Origin of the sequence: Gracilibacillus pellucidus, from assembly GCF_033949965.1 — a bacterium.
GTDB lineage: Bacteria > Bacillota > Bacilli > Bacillales > Amphibacillaceae > Gracilibacillus > Gracilibacillus pellucidus.
The window spans coordinates 200,391-217,358 of sequence record NZ_JAWZSR010000004.1; the positions used below are offsets into that span (position 1 = coordinate 200,391).

General features: G+C 34.9%; 18 protein-coding genes. 17 read left to right on the forward strand and 1 reads right to left on the reverse strand.

Going from position 1 to position 16,968, the window contains the following annotated elements; genetic code table 11:
• The first annotated feature begins 64 nt into the window (after window positions 1-64).
• From SH601_RS08835 to SH601_RS08855, 5 genes are all read left to right on the forward strand, one after another.
• A complete protein-coding gene (locus SH601_RS08835) occupies window positions 65-1,138 on the forward strand; it encodes a YpbB family protein (protein ID WP_319957925.1) in 1,074 nt (357 codons plus the stop codon).
• Window positions 1,131-2,651 (forward strand): RecQ family ATP-dependent DNA helicase, encoded by a 1,521-nt coding sequence (locus tag SH601_RS08840; protein WP_319957926.1) that lies wholly within the window; start codon window positions 1,131-1,133, stop codon window positions 2,649-2,651. The genes SH601_RS08835 and SH601_RS08840 overlap by 8 nt, the downstream gene beginning before the upstream one ends.
• Window positions 2,644-3,231 (forward strand): CPBP family intramembrane glutamic endopeptidase, encoded by a 588-nt coding sequence (locus SH601_RS08845; RefSeq protein ID WP_319957927.1) that lies wholly within the window; start codon window positions 2,644-2,646, stop codon window positions 3,229-3,231. The genes SH601_RS08840 and SH601_RS08845 overlap by 8 nt, the downstream gene beginning before the upstream one ends.
• Complete coding sequence (locus tag SH601_RS08850) at window positions 3,221-3,433, forward strand: hypothetical protein (protein WP_319957928.1); 213 nt, start codon at window positions 3,221-3,223, stop codon at window positions 3,431-3,433. The genes SH601_RS08845 and SH601_RS08850 overlap by 11 nt, the downstream gene beginning before the upstream one ends.
• 212 nt (window positions 3,434-3,645) lie before the next feature.
• Complete coding sequence (locus SH601_RS08855) at window positions 3,646-4,626, forward strand: YpdA family putative bacillithiol disulfide reductase (protein WP_319957929.1); 981 nt, start codon at window positions 3,646-3,648, stop codon at window positions 4,624-4,626.
• A 126-nt stretch (window positions 4,627-4,752) separates the two neighbouring features.
• Here the strand turns inward: SH601_RS08855 and SH601_RS08860 are convergent, their stop codons facing one another.
• Window positions 4,753-5,715, reverse strand: a complete 963-nt coding sequence (locus SH601_RS08860) for an asparaginase (RefSeq protein ID WP_319957930.1) — start codon at window positions 5,713-5,715, stop codon at window positions 4,753-4,755.
• A 178-nt stretch (window positions 5,716-5,893) separates the two neighbouring features.
• Between SH601_RS08860 and prsW the strand changes: the two genes are divergently transcribed.
• The 12 genes from prsW to SH601_RS08920 all read left to right on the forward strand — a co-directional run bounded on the left by prsW (window position 5,894) and on the right by SH601_RS08920 (window position 16,924).
• Entirely contained in the window at window positions 5,894-6,550 is a 657-nt protein-coding gene (gene prsW, locus SH601_RS08865; RefSeq protein ID WP_319957931.1) for a glutamic-type intramembrane protease PrsW, read from the forward strand.
• Window positions 6,551-6,740: 190 nt separating this feature from the next.
• Window positions 6,741-7,643 (forward strand): spore cortex-lytic enzyme, encoded by a 903-nt coding sequence (gene sleB, locus SH601_RS08870; RefSeq protein ID WP_319957932.1) that lies wholly within the window; start codon window positions 6,741-6,743, stop codon window positions 7,641-7,643.
• Between the two features lie 18 nt (window positions 7,644-7,661).
• Window positions 7,662-8,996: a germination protein YpeB gene (gene ypeB / locus SH601_RS08875; RefSeq protein ID WP_319957933.1), complete on the forward strand. Its 1,335-nt coding sequence runs from the start codon at window positions 7,662-7,664 to the stop codon at window positions 8,994-8,996.
• Window positions 8,997-9,121: 125 nt separating this feature from the next.
• Window positions 9,122-9,760, forward strand: coding sequence for a flagellar brake protein (locus tag SH601_RS08880; protein ID WP_319957934.1), 639 nt, complete (start codon window positions 9,122-9,124; stop codon window positions 9,758-9,760).
• A 21-nt stretch (window positions 9,761-9,781) separates the two neighbouring features.
• Window positions 9,782-10,453 (forward strand): (d)CMP kinase, encoded by a 672-nt coding sequence (cmk, locus tag SH601_RS08885; protein ID WP_319957935.1) that lies wholly within the window; start codon window positions 9,782-9,784, stop codon window positions 10,451-10,453.
• Window positions 10,454-10,457: 4 nt separating this feature from the next.
• The gene (locus SH601_RS08890) at window positions 10,458-11,036 is read left to right on the forward strand and encodes a lysophospholipid acyltransferase family protein (protein ID WP_319957936.1); all 579 of its coding nucleotides are present in this window, start codon (window positions 10,458-10,460) and stop codon (window positions 11,034-11,036) included.
• Window positions 11,037-11,133: 97 nt separating this feature from the next.
• Window positions 11,134-12,279, forward strand: a complete 1,146-nt coding sequence (rpsA, locus tag SH601_RS08895) for a 30S ribosomal protein S1 (protein WP_319957937.1) — start codon at window positions 11,134-11,136, stop codon at window positions 12,277-12,279.
• A 358-nt stretch (window positions 12,280-12,637) separates the two neighbouring features.
• Window positions 12,638-13,237 carry a YphA family membrane protein gene (locus SH601_RS08900; RefSeq protein ID WP_425323694.1) on the forward strand — a complete coding sequence of 200 codons (600 nt, stop codon included), beginning with the start codon at window positions 12,638-12,640 and terminating at the stop codon, window positions 13,235-13,237.
• The gene (locus tag SH601_RS08905) at window positions 13,234-14,118 is read left to right on the forward strand and encodes a YIEGIA family protein (protein WP_319957939.1); all 885 of its coding nucleotides are present in this window, start codon (window positions 13,234-13,236) and stop codon (window positions 14,116-14,118) included. The genes SH601_RS08900 and SH601_RS08905 overlap by 4 nt, the downstream gene beginning before the upstream one ends.
• Before the next feature lie 5 nt (window positions 14,119-14,123).
• The gene (locus SH601_RS08910; RefSeq protein ID WP_319957940.1) at window positions 14,124-14,309 is read left to right on the forward strand and encodes a capping complex subunit for YIEGIA; all 186 of its coding nucleotides are present in this window, start codon (window positions 14,124-14,126) and stop codon (window positions 14,307-14,309) included.
• A gap of 277 nt (window positions 14,310-14,586) precedes the next feature.
• Complete coding sequence (der, locus tag SH601_RS08915; RefSeq protein ID WP_319957941.1) at window positions 14,587-15,897, forward strand: ribosome biogenesis GTPase Der; 1,311 nt, start codon at window positions 14,587-14,589, stop codon at window positions 15,895-15,897.
• 10 nt (window positions 15,898-15,907) lie between these two features.
• The gene (locus tag SH601_RS08920; protein WP_319957942.1) at window positions 15,908-16,924 is read left to right on the forward strand and encodes an NAD(P)H-dependent glycerol-3-phosphate dehydrogenase; all 1,017 of its coding nucleotides are present in this window, start codon (window positions 15,908-15,910) and stop codon (window positions 16,922-16,924) included.
• Window positions 16,925-16,968 lie beyond the last annotated feature (44 nt).

A 16,968-nucleotide genomic window follows, 5' to 3' on the forward strand; every position in this document is an offset into this window, starting at 1 on the left:
AATTATCCTGTATTCAAATCTGACAATAATTGATAAAATAGAAGAATAAATAGAGGTGTTTTATATGTTTGAATTTATTTTATTGGATAGTATCGTGAAATTAAATGGTGAAAGAACTATTTATAATATATTTCACCTACTAACGGCAAAAAAATCAACGCAAACGGTACAAGATAGTAACTTGTTTGACTTAACAAAGTATTTTGGTGTTTATAAGTCATTAGCTAGAGCAGAATTTAATCAAAAGATTCAACAGTTTATGGAGCAAGATATTATTCAGCTTAATAAAGAGAAACAGACTGCAGATGTAACGGAAAATGGTAAAGTATTTTACCAACAGCTTAAAGCGGAATATGAAGAGGCTATCTACTTAAATGGCGCTAAATACCAAGATGTAGCAGCTAGATATTCCTTGCATTTGTTGTTATTTATCCAAACAATCACACACCTTCATGTTAACAAACATCGTTTTATACCGATTATAGAAGATATAGAGACGCAAAAGTTTATAAAAAGGCTATGGAAATTAGAACAAAAAAAAGGGACAGAACGTTTGCTACACGACCTTTATCAAGATTTAAATGATTTGCTAATCGGGTTACCTGATACGCACGCAGGTGTCTTCGTGGATAGTTTAACTTCACAAAGAAAGGTCGGTTTAAGCAAATATCAAGTGGCAAATAAATACCAGCTTACACATCATGATGTCCAACTAATGTTCACCAATGTTATTCATGCTATATGTACAGCTATTGAGAACGGAAAAGACTTCGCCTTTCTGCATCAGTTATATGTTATAAAAAAAGAAAAACCGCTTTTAAGTAATTCAGCAAATCAAACTTTATACTATATGGAACACGGTTTATCTGTTGAGGAAATCGCTCATTTAAGACATTTGAAGCAAAATACGATCATGGACCATATTGTGGAAATTGCTTATGTGAATAAAACATTTAACTGGTCGACATACATTACAAAGGAACAAATTGCGTTAATTAAAGAAGCTTTATCGGAGATACAATCAAAAAAATTAAAAGAAATCAAAAGTAAGCTACCAGAATCCATTAGTTACTTTCACATTAAACTGGTAATGGCATTAGGGTATAAAGAAACGATAGAGGAACGTGATTATGTCTGAAATAAAATTAGAAAATTATTTAGAACATTACTTTGGTTACACTACTTTTAGGCAAGGTCAAAAAGAGATTATCACAGCAATATTAAATGAACAAAATGTATTTGCAGTGTTACCAACAGGTACGGGTAAATCGATTTGTTACCAATTACCCGCAATGATGTCATCAGGGACTGTCATTGTTGTTTCACCATTATTATCACTAATGACAGACCAAGTGAAACAATTAAAAGCAATGGGTTTTAAGAAGGTAGCTGCCTTAAATAGTATGTTAACATATCAAGAAAGAGAAGGATTAATAGACAACTTACATGCCTATCAGTTGATTTATTTATCACCTGAGATGCTGCAAAGTAAGCGTATTTTAGGTCGATTGAAAACATTGAAAATTAGTTTATTTGTTGTAGATGAAGCACATTGTATTTCGCAATGGGGACATGAGTTTCGACCAGATTATTTGCGGATAAAAGAAGCGCATCAACTGTTAAATAAACCAACTCTATTAGCTTTGACAGCTACAGCTACACCTGATGTACAAGAAGATATTATACAAGCTTTACAATTGAATGCCGTAGAGAAATTTATCTATCCAATGGATAAACCAAATATCGCTTTAGTTGTAGAAGCGATGTATGACCAAAAAGGTAAAGATAAGCGTGTTACAGAGCTTATTACTGATTATCGTGTACCGACACTAATTTATTTTTCAAGTAGAGACGAAGCGGCAAGGGTCGCATCTGTTCTGCAAGCTCGAGTGAAAAATAGAGCTATCGCTTATTATCACGGTGGACTAGATAATCAAGATAGGTTGCTTATCCAACAACAATTTATGAATAAGCAACTAGATGTTATTTGTTGTACAAATGCGTTTGGGATGGGAATTAATAAAAAGGATATCCAATTAATTATCCACTACCATTTTCCGTCACAAATTGAATCTTATATTCAAGAGATCGGACGTGCTGGTAGAGATGGTCAGGATTCAGTTAGTGTTATATTGTATCATGAATATGATCGCTTCATTCCACAACGTTTATTAGAAGCGGAATTACCAGATATACAAGTAATTAAACAAATGCTGTCTTATATATATAATGGCGAAAAAACGTTGGATGAAATAAAAGATGCATTTTTAATCACGTCGAATGGCATGGAAGCACATTGGCGATTTTTCGCCTATCAGTTAGAACGATTAGGAATGACTAAAAATAACACGATAGATATTAGTTATGAGGATGCAGTTAGTAGTATAGAAGAGGTTATCGAGAGGCGTCAAAGGTATAAATATACTAAATTAAATGAAATGGTAGATTGGCTACATACAAAAACATGTAGGAGAGAAGCATTGTTTTTACATTTTCAAGACCATATTCAAGACCCGACATTTATGTGTTGTGATAGGTGTGGATTCAATTGGGATGAATGGCAACCAAGTGTGAAAATAAGTCAAGTAAGTGAGCATAACTGGCGAATAAACTTACGAGAGATATTGTATCAAGGAGAAACAGATGAATAATAAACAAGCAGCAATCATTAACCATCTTTCAAGTCAACAGTTGAAACAGCAAGTATGGCTCACCCAGTTTATACTAAATGTTTTGATGATAACCCTTGCTGTTCTCTTATTTGATAATTGGCAAACTTTCCTTTCTATGTTTACGTGGAACGGGTATCATCTAGTTGTATTTGGTGTTGTTTCAGCAATAGTTATTGTGTTTATCGATCTAGTTCTTATGAAGTTCCTTCCTAAAAAGTGGTGGGATGATGGGGGAATTAACTACAAATTATTTAAAGAAGGTTCTTATGCAGAAATTATAGTACTTTGTTTTGTTATTGCATGTACGGAAGAATTGCTATTTAGAGGTGTTCTACAAAGTCATTTTGGATTAATGGTTGCAAGTCTTTTGTTTGCAGTTGTACACGTACGATACTTATCGAAAATAGTGCTATTCGTTACAGTTATTGGATTGAGTTTCTGGATAGGACTTGTCTTTGATTGGACAGGAAGTCTTGTTGTTGTTATCACACTTCATTTTTTAGTCGATGTTATGTTGGCCTTATTAATAAGAACGAGGAGGATAACAAATGAAGGATGATAAAAAAATGGATCAAGCAGCAGCATTAAGAAATAAAATGAAGCGGAAGGTAGAACATCACGTACATTCCTTACCTCCTAGAAGTGAGTTACATCGTGGACGGAATGGGAAAATGAAATGGAGAATACCTTTGACATATGTCCGATTCGTCGTTCTTATCGTTCTAATTTTAGCTGTTTTATTTGTCGTTATATATATATAGATTGCTGTATCATGTAAACAGGTGCTGACTTACCTAGTAAGTTTAGCTAACAATCAGTGAGAGTTCAAAACTCCTAATGTATGTTTTATCCCTCTATATTTTTAATTGTAAAAATGTTACTATATAATAGGTTATCCATTTTTCTGTATGATAAATAGGAAGAGTGATTCAAATAACGTAAATATGTAAAGTATTAAAGGAGTGTCTTGTTTATGGAACAAGAAAAAGCAATTATTATAGGTGCAGGTCCTTGTGGAATGTCTGCGGCTATCGAATTACAAAATATCGGAATCGATCCGTTGTTAATAGAAAAAGGTAATATCGTAGATGCTATTTACCAATATCCAACACATCAAACGTTTTTCAGTTCGAGTGATAAATTAGAAATTGGCGACGTAGCATTTGTTACCGAAAAAAATAAACCTGTACGAAATCAAGCGTTAGCATATTACCGTACAGTTGCACAACGAAAAAAGTTGCGTATTAACAGCTTTGAAGAAGTTATAAAAGTGGAAAAAACAGAAGATGGTTTCATCGTTGAAACTAAAAACCAATGGAATGAAGAACGTACATATCAAACAACTTATTGTATTATTGCAACAGGTTACTATGGACAACCAAATTATATGGGCATTAAAGGTGAAAAGTTAGCGAAAGTTTCTCACTACTTTAAAGAGGCACACCCATATTATGAACAAGATGTTGTTGTTATTGGTGGTAAGAACTCTGCAGTAGATGCTGCGATTGAACTGCATAAAGCAGGCGCAAATGTCACAGTAATTTATCGTGGTAGTGAATATTCTGCAAGTGTTAAGCCGTGGATATTACCTGAGTTTGCTTCGCTTGTGAAGCATGGTAAGGTCAAAATGGCTTTTAATGCAACGGTAGAAGAAATAACAAAAGAGGAAGTTGTCTATAAAGAAAATGGTGAAACATTTACTATAAAAAATGATTTTGTTTTTGCGATGACAGGCTATCAACCAGATCAAAGCTTTTTAACACAAACAGGTATTACTATCGAAAAAGAAACAGGTAGACCTACTTTTGACAAAGAGACAATGGAAACCAATATCTCTAATCTCTACATAGCAGGTGTGATTGCAGCAGGATATGATAATAATGAAATTTTTATAGAGAATGGTAGATTCCATGGAGGCTTAATTGCAAGTTCTGTTCAAAATAAAGAGAATTAATTCTTTTCGTAATAATTCCCCACTTATTTTTTCTTAAGTGGGGAATATCGATGTTAACAGCTTAACCCATCAGGGTATATATGATAAACAAAGATTTATAGACTCATACACCGTAATAAAAGTGTGTTAATTACTAAATGCCACGGATAATTCTTCATGTGAAGCATTGTTTTCTAATAACATCATAAGTTTTAAGCGAGCTTTTGGACCAGTTAAATGATTGGCAAAAATAACGCCCTCTTTTAGTAATGTGCGACCACCGCCTTCGTATTGATAGGTCGGTTGGACAATGCCCTTATAACTTCGGGATACGAACAAAATGATTACCCCATTTTTAATGAGGTTTTTAATAACTGGAACGATAGCAGGAGGAACATTCCCTTGTCCAAGAGCTTCCACAATAACGCCATCAACTTTGTTTGGTTGAATATTTTCTAATAAGTCAGCCGACATTCCGGCGTATGCTTTCAGTAGTAATACATTTTTTGTGAGATTTTGCATATAGATTGTCTCATGATGATATGTTTTTTGATAATAGTAAACATCTTGCTTTGTTACCATACCTACAGGCCCAAATTGAGGGCTTTGGAATGTCGCGACATTGCTCGTTGATGTTTTGGTTACGTATTTTGCAGTATGTATTTCGTCATTCATTACAACTAATACACCTCGATCAGCTGACTTAGGGTTCGCTGCAACGCGGATTGCACAAAGTAGGTTGTACAAACCATCAGAACCAATTTCATTACTTGAACGCATTGCACCAGTAAAAACAATTGGTATGTCAGCTTTTATACAGAGATCGACAAAATAAGCAGTCTCTTCGAGTGTGTCTGTACCATGTGTAACAACTATTCCATTATATGTGCCAATATGAATTTTTTCTGTTATGAATGAAGATAGTTGAAACATATGTTCTGGTGTGATGTGTGGTGATGGCAAATGAAATAGATTTACCTCTTCTATCTTAAATGGATCTAAAGCTTTCAAATGAGATAAAGGATGTATATCCGTTTCAACAACTGCTCCATCTTGATTTTCTTTCATTGATATTGTACCACCAGTGTGGATAATTAATGTCTTTTTCATCAGGCTACCAACTTTCTTTTTAATGTTTCATTTTGTATCACGGTGCAAATCCCTGAATGGAGTGTCTCTTTAACATTATATCACGTAAACGGTCATGATAGATAATGCTATAGAGTGATTTTTGGTTAATTTGATATTATGCGATAATTTTGTAGAGATAGAAAGTAGGTGATCTCCGTTGTTTTCACTCATAACCGTATCTATTGCTCCTGCTTTTGCACTACTTTCTTTTTTTTATTTAAAAGATGAGTATGAGTTAGAGCCAATCTTTGCTATTTTTAGGACATTTTTATACGGCGCGTTACTTGTATTTCCGATCATGTTTATTCAATTTGCGTTTCAAGAAGAAGGAATTGCCCAAAGTCCTTTTATGCAGTCATATTTTGTTTATGGGTTATTTGAAGAGTTTTTTAAATGGTTTATTTTCATTTTCACTACATATAAATATTCAAGATTTAACACTGTCTATGATGGTATTGTGTATGGGGTATCTATTAGTTTGGGCTTTGCAACTGTAGAGAACATCCTTTACTTATTTGCACATGGCATTGAATTTGCTTTTAGTAGAGCGATTTTTCCGGTTTCCTCACATGCGTTATTTGGAGTAATAATGGGGTATTATTTAGGTAGGGCTAAATTTTCTCCTAACAACGGATTTATACCGATCTTGCTAGCTCTAATCTTACCTACAGTATTGCATGGGACATATGACTTTATTTTAGAATTAATTAAGAAACAATGGGTGTATGCGCTGATACCTTTTATGTTCTTTTTATGGTTACTTTGCTTACGAAAAGTAAAAGTTGCAAATGAGATGAGCAAGCAACAGGCATAAGTGACCAAATAAAAAAAGTGGAGGTATTATGAATTCATGTCCTGTGATAAATGAATTACGTCATTAGTAAAGAGAGGCTGTCCAATAGGGCAGTCTCTTTTCGTTTCATTATTTGATGAATAAAATTCATTTTTTATTAAAAGCTATCTTTAACAATATATTACTTAGTATTTTTTTGGAGGTAGCTTTCATGAAAAAAAGGATGATAGTCTGTTTAGTACTCTTCATGATAGGTGTATTTAGCTTTATAGATGGAAGAGGACAAGTAGTATATGGGTTTTCTGATCAAGTAGTTCAACATGGTGCAACTGGTGATGATGTGGTGGAATTACAAGCACGGCTTCAATATTTGGGATTTTATAATGGGAATATTGATGGTGTCTTTGGTTGGGGAACTTATTGGGCGCTAAGGAATTTTCAATATGAATTTGGTATGGACATTGACGGTTTACTAGGTGAACAAGCGAAACAAAAGCTCGTGAAGGCAAGTGAATTTGATCGTTCCTTTGTTCATGAGCAGATTGATCAAGGTAAGAAGTTTACTTACTATGGTGGAGTTGATAAAAACAAGCAATCAGAAGAAACGCCTAGTAAATCAGAGGATGGCAGTGGTAAACAACAAGAAGGACAAACTCCAGAGCAGGAACAACAGCCTGATGGTGAGCAGCAACCAGCAGAGCAACCGGAAGCAGCAGAAGAGGATTTAGAACCAGCCGCTGTTAATATGCCACAAGGATTCTCGCAAAATGATATACAAATCATGGCCAATGCTGTTTATGGTGAGGCAAGGGGTGAGCCATATGAAGGGCAGGTGGCAGTGGCAGCAGTTATATTAAATCGTGTTGAAAGCTCCACTTTCCCCAATACAGTATCTGGCGTTATCTTTGAACCACGAGCGTTTACGGCAGTAAGTGACGGACAAATTTGGTTAACCCCAAATGATAGGGCAAAAAGCGCTGTATTAGATGCGATAAATGGTTGGGATCCAACAGGAGAAGCTCTCTATTACTTTAATCCAGATACCGCGACATCTGGATGGATTTGGTCACGGCCACAAATTAAACGAATCGGTAAACACATATTCTGTATGTAATTATTTGGAGGTGGAAAAATGGTTCGTTGGATATTAATAACATTGTTAAGTTTAGGGATTATAGGAGTGTCTGTATGGGGATATCAAGAGCATCAAGAGAAAAATGCGATTTTAATCCAAGCTGAAAATAGTTATCAACGCTCATTTCATGATTTAACATATAATATTGACCTTTTGCATGATAAGATTGGTTCGACTTTAGCAATGAATACGAAAAAACAACTGTCGCCACAGTTGGCAGAAATTTGGCGATTAACATCAATGGCACATAACGATGTTGGTCAATTACCACTAACATTATTACCATTTAATAAAACAGAGGAATTTTTGCAACAAATGGGTGATTTCAGTTATAGAACAGCAGTTAGAGATCTGGATACGGAACCACTATCTGATGATGAGCTTGATGCGTTAGAGTCACTCTACGAAATGTCAGGTGATATTGAACATGAATTGCGCAAAGTACAAAATATGGTGCTGAATGATAATTTACGATGGATGGATGTACAGTTAGCGTTAGTCAATAATGATGAGCAGGCAGATAATACTATAATTGATGGTTTTCAGACAGTAGAAAAGACGGTAGAAGGATATGCAGAAGGAAAGCTACAATCAGGTATACTAGGTACATCTAGTAAGAAAGACGGCTATACGATGTTAGGCAATAACAAAATATCAGAAGAAGATGCAATGAAGAAAATGCGTTCTCTGTTAAATATAGATAAGGATACGGATTTGGTTGTTGCATCAACTGGCGATGGTGCAAAGGTACCGTTATTCAGTGGTTCTTTTGAACAAGACGAAAAAACTGGGTATATAGATATAACGCAAAACGGTGGCTATCCTATTACTGTTATGATTAATCGTGAGGTCGCTGATTCTGATATAAGTCTTCATCATGCTATGCAAAAAGCAGAGGAATACGTTAAACAATTAGATTTTGGCGAAAATCTTGTGTTAGTTGAGAGTAATCAATATGACAATGTCGGTGTGTTTCAATTTGTTCCAGAATATGATGATGTATGGATTTACCCAGATGCTATTCAAGTCAAGGTAGCCTTAGATAATGGTGAAGTATTAGGGTTTGTAGCTAAAGATTATTTAGAAAATACACATGAGCGAGACATACCTGAACCTGAATTATCAGATGAAGAAGCACGGGAAAACGTTAATCCTAATTTAGAAATTCAAGAACATCATCTTGCTATCATGGAAGATGATATGGGTGAAGAGGTGCTAACATATGTGCATTTAGGCACATTGAACCATGACACGTATAAAATATTTATCGATGCAGCAGACGGAAAAGAAGTGAGAGTGGATAAATTAAAACAAGCTGAGATAAAATATTAATAAATGGAGAAAGAAGGACTTTTCCTTCTTTCTTTTTTTTGCGATAATAGGTCTTGAGAGCGATTCTGTTTTTGTTGATGAGTAATTTGCACTAATAATAAATGATAAAAGAAAGAGGATGCACATTGATTAAAATCGGCACATTATTACAATTGGAACAAATGGATGTTGAACACGACATATATAAATCAAAAGTAGTTGATGCAAAAGATGGGAGAATTTATATCGATTATCCTGCAAATGATGGACTAACTAGTTTTACTATGGGCACAGTATTTCAAGTCCATTTTATTGAGATGAATTCAGTGTATAGCTTCCCAACTGAGGTAATTGGTAAGACGAAGCTAAATAATGTACCAGTACTGATACTCTCTTTCCAACTTGATAATTTGACAAAGATCCAACGACGTGAGTTTGTTCGAGTAAAGGCATTTTTAGATGTTTCGATTCAAAGTGTGGAAGAAAAATTTGATCCATTTACAACTGTTACATACGATATTAGTGGAGGCGGATTAGGAGTCTTGCTAGATAACAATTTTTCGATAAGTCAGGGTGAGTTGCTTGATATTATGTTAGTATTACCTGTAGATAAAAAACTGGAGTATATACATACTATTGGTGAGGCTGTAAGGATTGATGAAAGTACGGAAGAAAAAAATCTTTTGTCTGTTAAATTTAATGAAATTGATCAAAAAGATCAACAATTTATCGTACAATACTGTTATACTAAACAATTGGAGGAAAGAAGAAGAGGTTTTTCGTAAAAGAGAAAGGTAGGAATTAGAATGAACGAAAGAAAGTTAGCTGTTGCTATTGATGGACCAGCAGCAGCCGGTAAAAGTACAGTGGCAAAAATAGTAGCAAAAAAATTAGGTTATGTATACATTGACACGGGTGCGATGTATCGCTCTTTAACATATTCGGTGATAAATAACCAAATAGATATTAATGATGTAGATGTCATCATGAATCACTTACATGAAATACAAATTGATATTGATGCTGATCAACAAGTATTTATTGACGGTGAAAATGTTACTGACGCGATCAGAAAAGATGAAGTGTCTAAGAATGTTTCGGCTATTGCTTCTATCGCGGAAGTGAGAGAAGAAATGGTGAAAAGACAACAAAAACTTGCAGAAAAAAGAGCAGTAGTTATGGATGGTCGAGATATTGGTACACATGTTATACCAGATGCAGAGGTAAAAGTCTTTTTAATTGCCAGTGTAGAGGAACGAGCTGAGCGACGTCATGCAGAAAACGTCAATAAAGGATTCGCATCGGATCTTGAACAAATAAAGCGTGATATTAAAAAACGTGATAAAATGGATTCAGAAAGAGAAGTGTCACCGTTGAAAAAAGCGGATGATGCTAAAGAGATCGATACGACTTCATTATCTATTGATGAAGTGGCAGATACCATATTATCTTTAGTTAATAATGAAATGAGGAGTTAATGGTATGAGTTTTTATAATTTTGCAAAATTTGTGGTAAAATCTTATTTAAAGCCTAAATATAAAGTGCAAGCGATAGGTACAGAGAACATTCCTAAGAAAGGATCAGTTATTATTTGTTCTAACCATATTTCAAATTATGATCCCCCTATTGTTGGTATTACCTGTCCACGCCCTATTCATTTCCTTGCTAAAGAGGAATTGTTTAACAATAAATTATTTGGTTTTATTTTGAAACATGTTAATGCCATTATTTTAAAACGTGGTACGAGTGATCGAAACGCGTTAAGACAAGGATTAGAAGTATTAAAAGAAGATAACGTACTAGGTCTTTTTCCTGAAGGAACTCGAAGTAAAACGGGAGATCTCAAGAAAGGGATGCCTGGTGCTGGTTTCTTTGCTCTTCGTTCTAAAGCTGCAATTGTTCCTTGTGCAGTTGTTGGCGATTATCATAGTAAACAACCATTGAAGGTTGTATATGGTCAACCAATTGATATGAATTCATTAAGAGAGCAAAAAGCTTCTGCACAAGAAGTGACAGATGTCATTATGGATGAAATCAGAAAATTGAAAGAAAATCATTAAGTTTCAGATATATAACTTGACAAATCACGCTAAATGTTAGAAGTTAGAAAAAAGCACATTTTATGTTTTGTGTTGGAAATCGAAGGAGGTCTATGTCATGGATGAAATGAATCAAGAAATTTCCGAGATTAAAGAGCTTTCAGTAGGTGATATCGTACAAGGTAAGGTAGTGAAGGTAGAAGATAAACATATTCTTGTTGATATCGGATATAAAGTTGAGGGGATTGTTCCGATTAGTGAGCTATCTGCGCTTCGCATAGAAACTGCAAGTGATGTAGTAAGTGAAGGTGATCAGCTTGAACTACAAGTAAAGAAGGTAGATGACGAAGAAGTAGTCTTATCGAAAAAAGCAGTTATTGCGGAACAAGCATGGGAAGACTTACAGGCTAAGTTCGAAAACAACGAAATTATTGAGGCAACTGTCCGTGATGTTGTAAAAGGTGGTCTTGTAGTAGATGTTGGTGTAAGAGGATTTATTCCAGCTTCACTAGTAGAAACTCACTTTGTAGAAGATTTCGCTGATTACCAAGATAAATTACTGACTTTAAAAATCGTAGAGCTTGATAAAGAACAAAATAGAATTATTCTTTCACATCGTGCAGTTGTAGAAGAAGAAGAACGTAATAAAAAGAATGTACTACTTGACTCGCTTAAAGAAGGTCAGGAAATTGAAGGAACTGTGCAGCGTATCACGGATTTTGGTGTGTTTGTAGATATTGGTGGTTTAGATGGTTTAGTACATATCTCGCAATTAGCACATACGCATGTAGAAAAAGCTTCGGACGTTGTATCTGAAGGTGATACACTGAATGTAAAAGTATTATCTGTTGATCAAGAAAGTGAAAAAGTATCTCTTTCTCATAAAGCAACATTACCTGGACCTTGGGACAATATCGAGGAAAAAGTTGCAATAGGTAGTGTCGTAGAAGGTACGGTAAAACGTTTAGTTAACTTCGGTGCATTTGTAGAAGTGTTGCCAGGTGTAGAAGGTCTTGTGCATATTTCGCAAATTTCTACTGAACATATCGGTATTCCAGGTGAAGTATTAGAAGTTGGACAGCAGGTTAATGTGAAGGTACTAGATGTAAGTGAAGCAGAAAAACGTATTTCCTTAAGTATCAAAGAAATAGAAGAAGAAAAAAGTCAAGAAGAGATTAAACAATATGAATCAGATGACGACCAATCTGGTTTCCAATTAGGTGATATGATTGGTGACAAATTAAAAAAATATACAGAAGATTAATCTTTCAGAAAGCATGCTATTTATACAAGTAGCATGCTTTTTTGTGCAATGAATTACGGGTAAAGTGTTCATAATGCTTTAATATAAAATTCAACTATTAACAAAGAGATAATCGGTCGCTAATTGCCTGATGACTATCGTATGATCAGCAACTATATAAAGTTATTCTCCCTTAGAACTCTTTCGATTAATCTTATTTATACACCCTTTTTTAATATAGCTTCTATTCTTTTCTTTCAAGTTTTGTAATTCCGTTAAAAGTAGCATATCCATCGTTTAGAGCGCGGTGTTTGAATGCTCCCATAATCAGATGTTTAAATTCTATACTTATTGCCTATACTTGTTAAAGGTGATGCTAATGTATCAATTGCTAACAATCTATTTATGTTGGATTATATGGTGTTTTATTACGTTTTTTATGGCAAATTCCAAGGAAAGATATATATATTCGTTTGGAATTTTATTATTTTTAATATTTATGCCTTATGAGGTAATAATAATGGATATTCCATTCCATTTATCTTTTCTGTTTCTTTTGTTATATAGTATGTTTTTTGCCATTAGAAGCAGATTTACGATAAAAAAGTATCTGTATATTCTATTGATTAGTTATGCTTATTCTATTTATTTTATTTGGCGAATGACAAGTCCAATATGGAATGGTGCATATTTTACGATTATTGCAATAGCTGTTCTTTTTCTGTTAATTCGCAAGTTAACTAAGCGATTAAATGGTCAGATTGCGATATTACTAACTGCTATATCGTTTGGACACTTGCTATACTGTACCATTTGTCGAAGTTACCACCTGCAATATACGATTGATGAAACACAGTATTATCTTATTTTATTTGCTGTTATATTAGTGCTCGCCATTCAGCATAGTTGGCATTATTGTGTTAGGAAATTAGAGCATTATATTAATTTAATTGAGCTTAAAAAGAGGTGGAATACATGAATGAATATGTTTATGCTATTTTATTCGGTATTATTGTTGGAACCATTGCACGTTTACTTATGTTAAAAACAGATTATCGGCAATATCCAACTTATCTTCATGGGAAAATTATTCATCTAGCATTAGGATTTATTGCGGCTAGTCTTGGAGCGGTTGCAGTGCCCGCTTTATTAGAGCAAGAATATACGGCTGTCACATTTCTGACCATTGCTGCTTCACAATTTAGGGAAGTTCGTAACATGGAAAGAGAAACGCTTACGGGGATGGATAGTTACGAGCTGGTTTCTAGAGGGAATACATATATAGAAGGTATTGCAATAGCCTTTGAAAGTAGAAATTACTTAGTAATCTTTACTTCTTTATTTAGCACATTAAGTTTTATTGTATGGAATATATATGTTGGTATTGCAGTAGCAATTATTTGTTACTTGCTGATTCGAAAATATATGAGTGGATCAAGCCTTGGTAAGATTGTGGATATCGAACATTCAGATATTACCTTTGATGGTGCTGGTTTGTACGTGGATAATATATATATCATGAATATCGGTTTGAAGGAGCGTCAAGAAGAAATCTTAAAGTATGGTATGGGTTTTGTTTTGAAACCAAAAACGTTTGATGCAAGGTCCTCGATTGCTAATTTAGGTCAAAGACAAGCAATTTTACATGATATTTCTGTTTCGTTAGGAGTATTTCGAGACTCGGGCACACCAGCTTTAGTACCACTTATAAAGCGAGATTTAGATGATGGACGAATCGGTGTGTTTATACTACCGCAAGATAAAGATGTGCAAAAAGCGATAAATGTGATTCAATCTGTTCCAGTCTTAGAAAACGCAGTTCGAATGCCATCTGAATCTAAAGTAATGAATAAGGGGTGATGGAGTTGGTAATAGAAAAAGCGATACTGGCGACGATTACGACAAATCCTAATAAAGTAACTGCAGGTGCATCCATTTTTATTTGTGATGATAAAGAGGAGATGGACAAAGTAGCAGCAAATTTAGAGGCGATTCTTGATGGAATTAACCATGCGTTGAGTGATGAATTATATATCATTGTGAAACATTAAACAGTAAACGTTAAGAATATTGGGCGTCCTTATGTAAATTAACTTGTTTTATTTAACGCAATTGTGTTAATTTAATAAAGTGAGAATTCAATTAATAGAAGTGTTGGAGTTCTATTGGTTGTTAGCGAAACGAATCAGGCAGTGAGCGTCCGTTTAGCCTCTACTTAGTTTTTTGTACTATTTGAATTTAAGTGGGTTATTACGGACGTTTACACCATGATAAAGTATCGACATTCAGGAACATATTGAAAATTATTTGTGGGAAGGAAGTGCCTTCATGAGAAGTTCAATTGTAGCAATAGTTGGAAGGCCAAATGTAGGAAAATCAACTATTTTTAATCGTCTCGTTGGGGAAAGAATATCAATTGTGGAAGATATTCCAGGTGTAACTAGAGACCGAATTTATGCAGAGGCGGAATGGTTAAATACTAATTTTCGCTTAATAGATACTGGTGGTATTGAAATCGGTGATGAGCCACTATTAGTTCAAATGCGAGAACAAGCAGAAGTTGCCATTAGAGAAGCTGATGTCATTATTTTTATGGCCAATGGTAGAGAAGGAATAACAGCAGCAGATGAGGAAGTTGCGAAATTATTATTTAAATCGAATAAACCAATCGTGTTAGCTGTTAATAAAGTGGATAACCCCGAAATGCGTGATGATATTTATGAGTTTTATTCCTTAGGTTTCGGTGAGCCACATCCCATCTCAGGTACTCATGGCCTTGGATTAGGGGATTTATTAGACAGTGTTGTCGATTTATTCCCTGAAAGAGAGACAGAGCAAGTAGATGAAGATGTTATTCATTTTAGCTTGATTGGTCGTCCAAACGTCGGGAAATCATCGTTAGTTAACGCGATATTAAATGAAGAAAGAGTCATTGTTAGTGATATAGCTGGTACAACACGTGATGCCATTGACACGAACTTTACGAAAGATGGACAAGATTATGTCATTATCGATACGGCAGGTATGAGAAAAAGAGGTAAAATCTATGAAACTACCGAGAAGTACAGTATCTTACGTGCGTTGAAGGCGATTGAACGATCGGATGTCGTTTTAACATTAATTGACGCAGAAACAGGTATTATTGAGCAGGATAAAAAGATCGCAGGTTACGCACACGATGCAGGAAAAGCGGTTGTTATTGTAGTAAATAAATGGGATACGATTGCGCAGCACGATTCTGCAATCAAGGAATTCGAGGATAATGTGCGAGCTCATTTCCAATTTTTAGATTACGCACCAATTGTATATTTATCTGCAAAAACGAAAAAACGTATTCATACATTATTACCAAAGATTAAACAAGCCAGCGAAAATCATACTAAACGTGTAGAAACAAATGTTTTAAATGATGTTATTATGGATGCTTTAGCAGTAAATCCAGCACCATCTAAGCACGGAAATAAATTAAAAGTGTTATATGCTACACAAGTAGCGGTACAACCACCTACGTTTGTTATCTTTGTGAATGACCCTGAATTAATGCACTTTTCATATGAGCGATTTTTAGAAAACAAAATACGTGAGGCGTTCGGTTTTGAAGGAACACCTATAAAAATTTATGCTCGTAAAAGAAGTTAGAGGTGATCGTATGTCTAAGGTAGCAGTTCTTGGGGCAGGGAGCTGGGGAACAGCACTTGCGATGGTGTTATGTGATAATGGTCATGATGTGAGACTATGGACACATAATAAGGAACAGAAACATGTGATGGAAGTAGAAAGAAAAAATCAAAAGTATTTACCAGACATTGCTCTTCCAGCGTCATTAGCGATTTATAATGACCTCAGTCAGGCGATTAAAGAAGTCGAAGCAATTGTTATGGTTGTACCGACAAAAGCAATTAGAGAGCTTTGTTTAAAACTAAATGATGTTTTAACTAATAAAGTGGTAATTATTCACGGAAGTAAAGGGATTGAGCCTAATAGTCATTATCGAATTTCTGAGATGATCAAAGAAGAACTTGATCCAGTGTTCTATGATAATGTTGTTGCTTTATCTGGACCTAGCCATGCTGAAGAAGTAAGTGTAAAGCACCCAACAACAGTAACAGCAGCTTCTGAGGATGAACAATCAGCAGTGTATACACAAGATTTGTTTATTAATCCATATTTTCGTGTTTACACAAGTCAGGATATAATTGGCGTTGAGTTAGGTGGTGCCCTGAAGAATATCATTGCCTTAGGTGCAGGTATTTCTGACGGGTTAGGCTATGGCGATAACGCTAAAGCTGCACTCATAACAAGAGGTTTAACAGAAATATCTCGAATGGCCACAAAAAAAGGGGCAAATCCGTTAACTTTTATCGGGCTTTCAGGGGTAGGAGATCTGATTGTTACTTGTACAAGTGTACATAGCCGAAATTGGCGTGCTGGAAATATGTTAGGTAAAGGCCTTCCGTTACAAGAAGTATTGGATAATATGGGAATGACGGTTGAAGGTATTCGAACGACAGAAGCGGTATACCAATTAGCACAGGAAGAAAAGATTGAAATGCCGATTACAACAGGAATTCATGATGTTATTTATGAACGAAGGACACCAAAAGAAGTAGTGGATGCACTCATGACTAGAACAAAAACAACAGAAGTTGATGATATTTCATCATAGGTATTTGCATTAACTGTTTACCTCCTCCATGCATACTATAATCA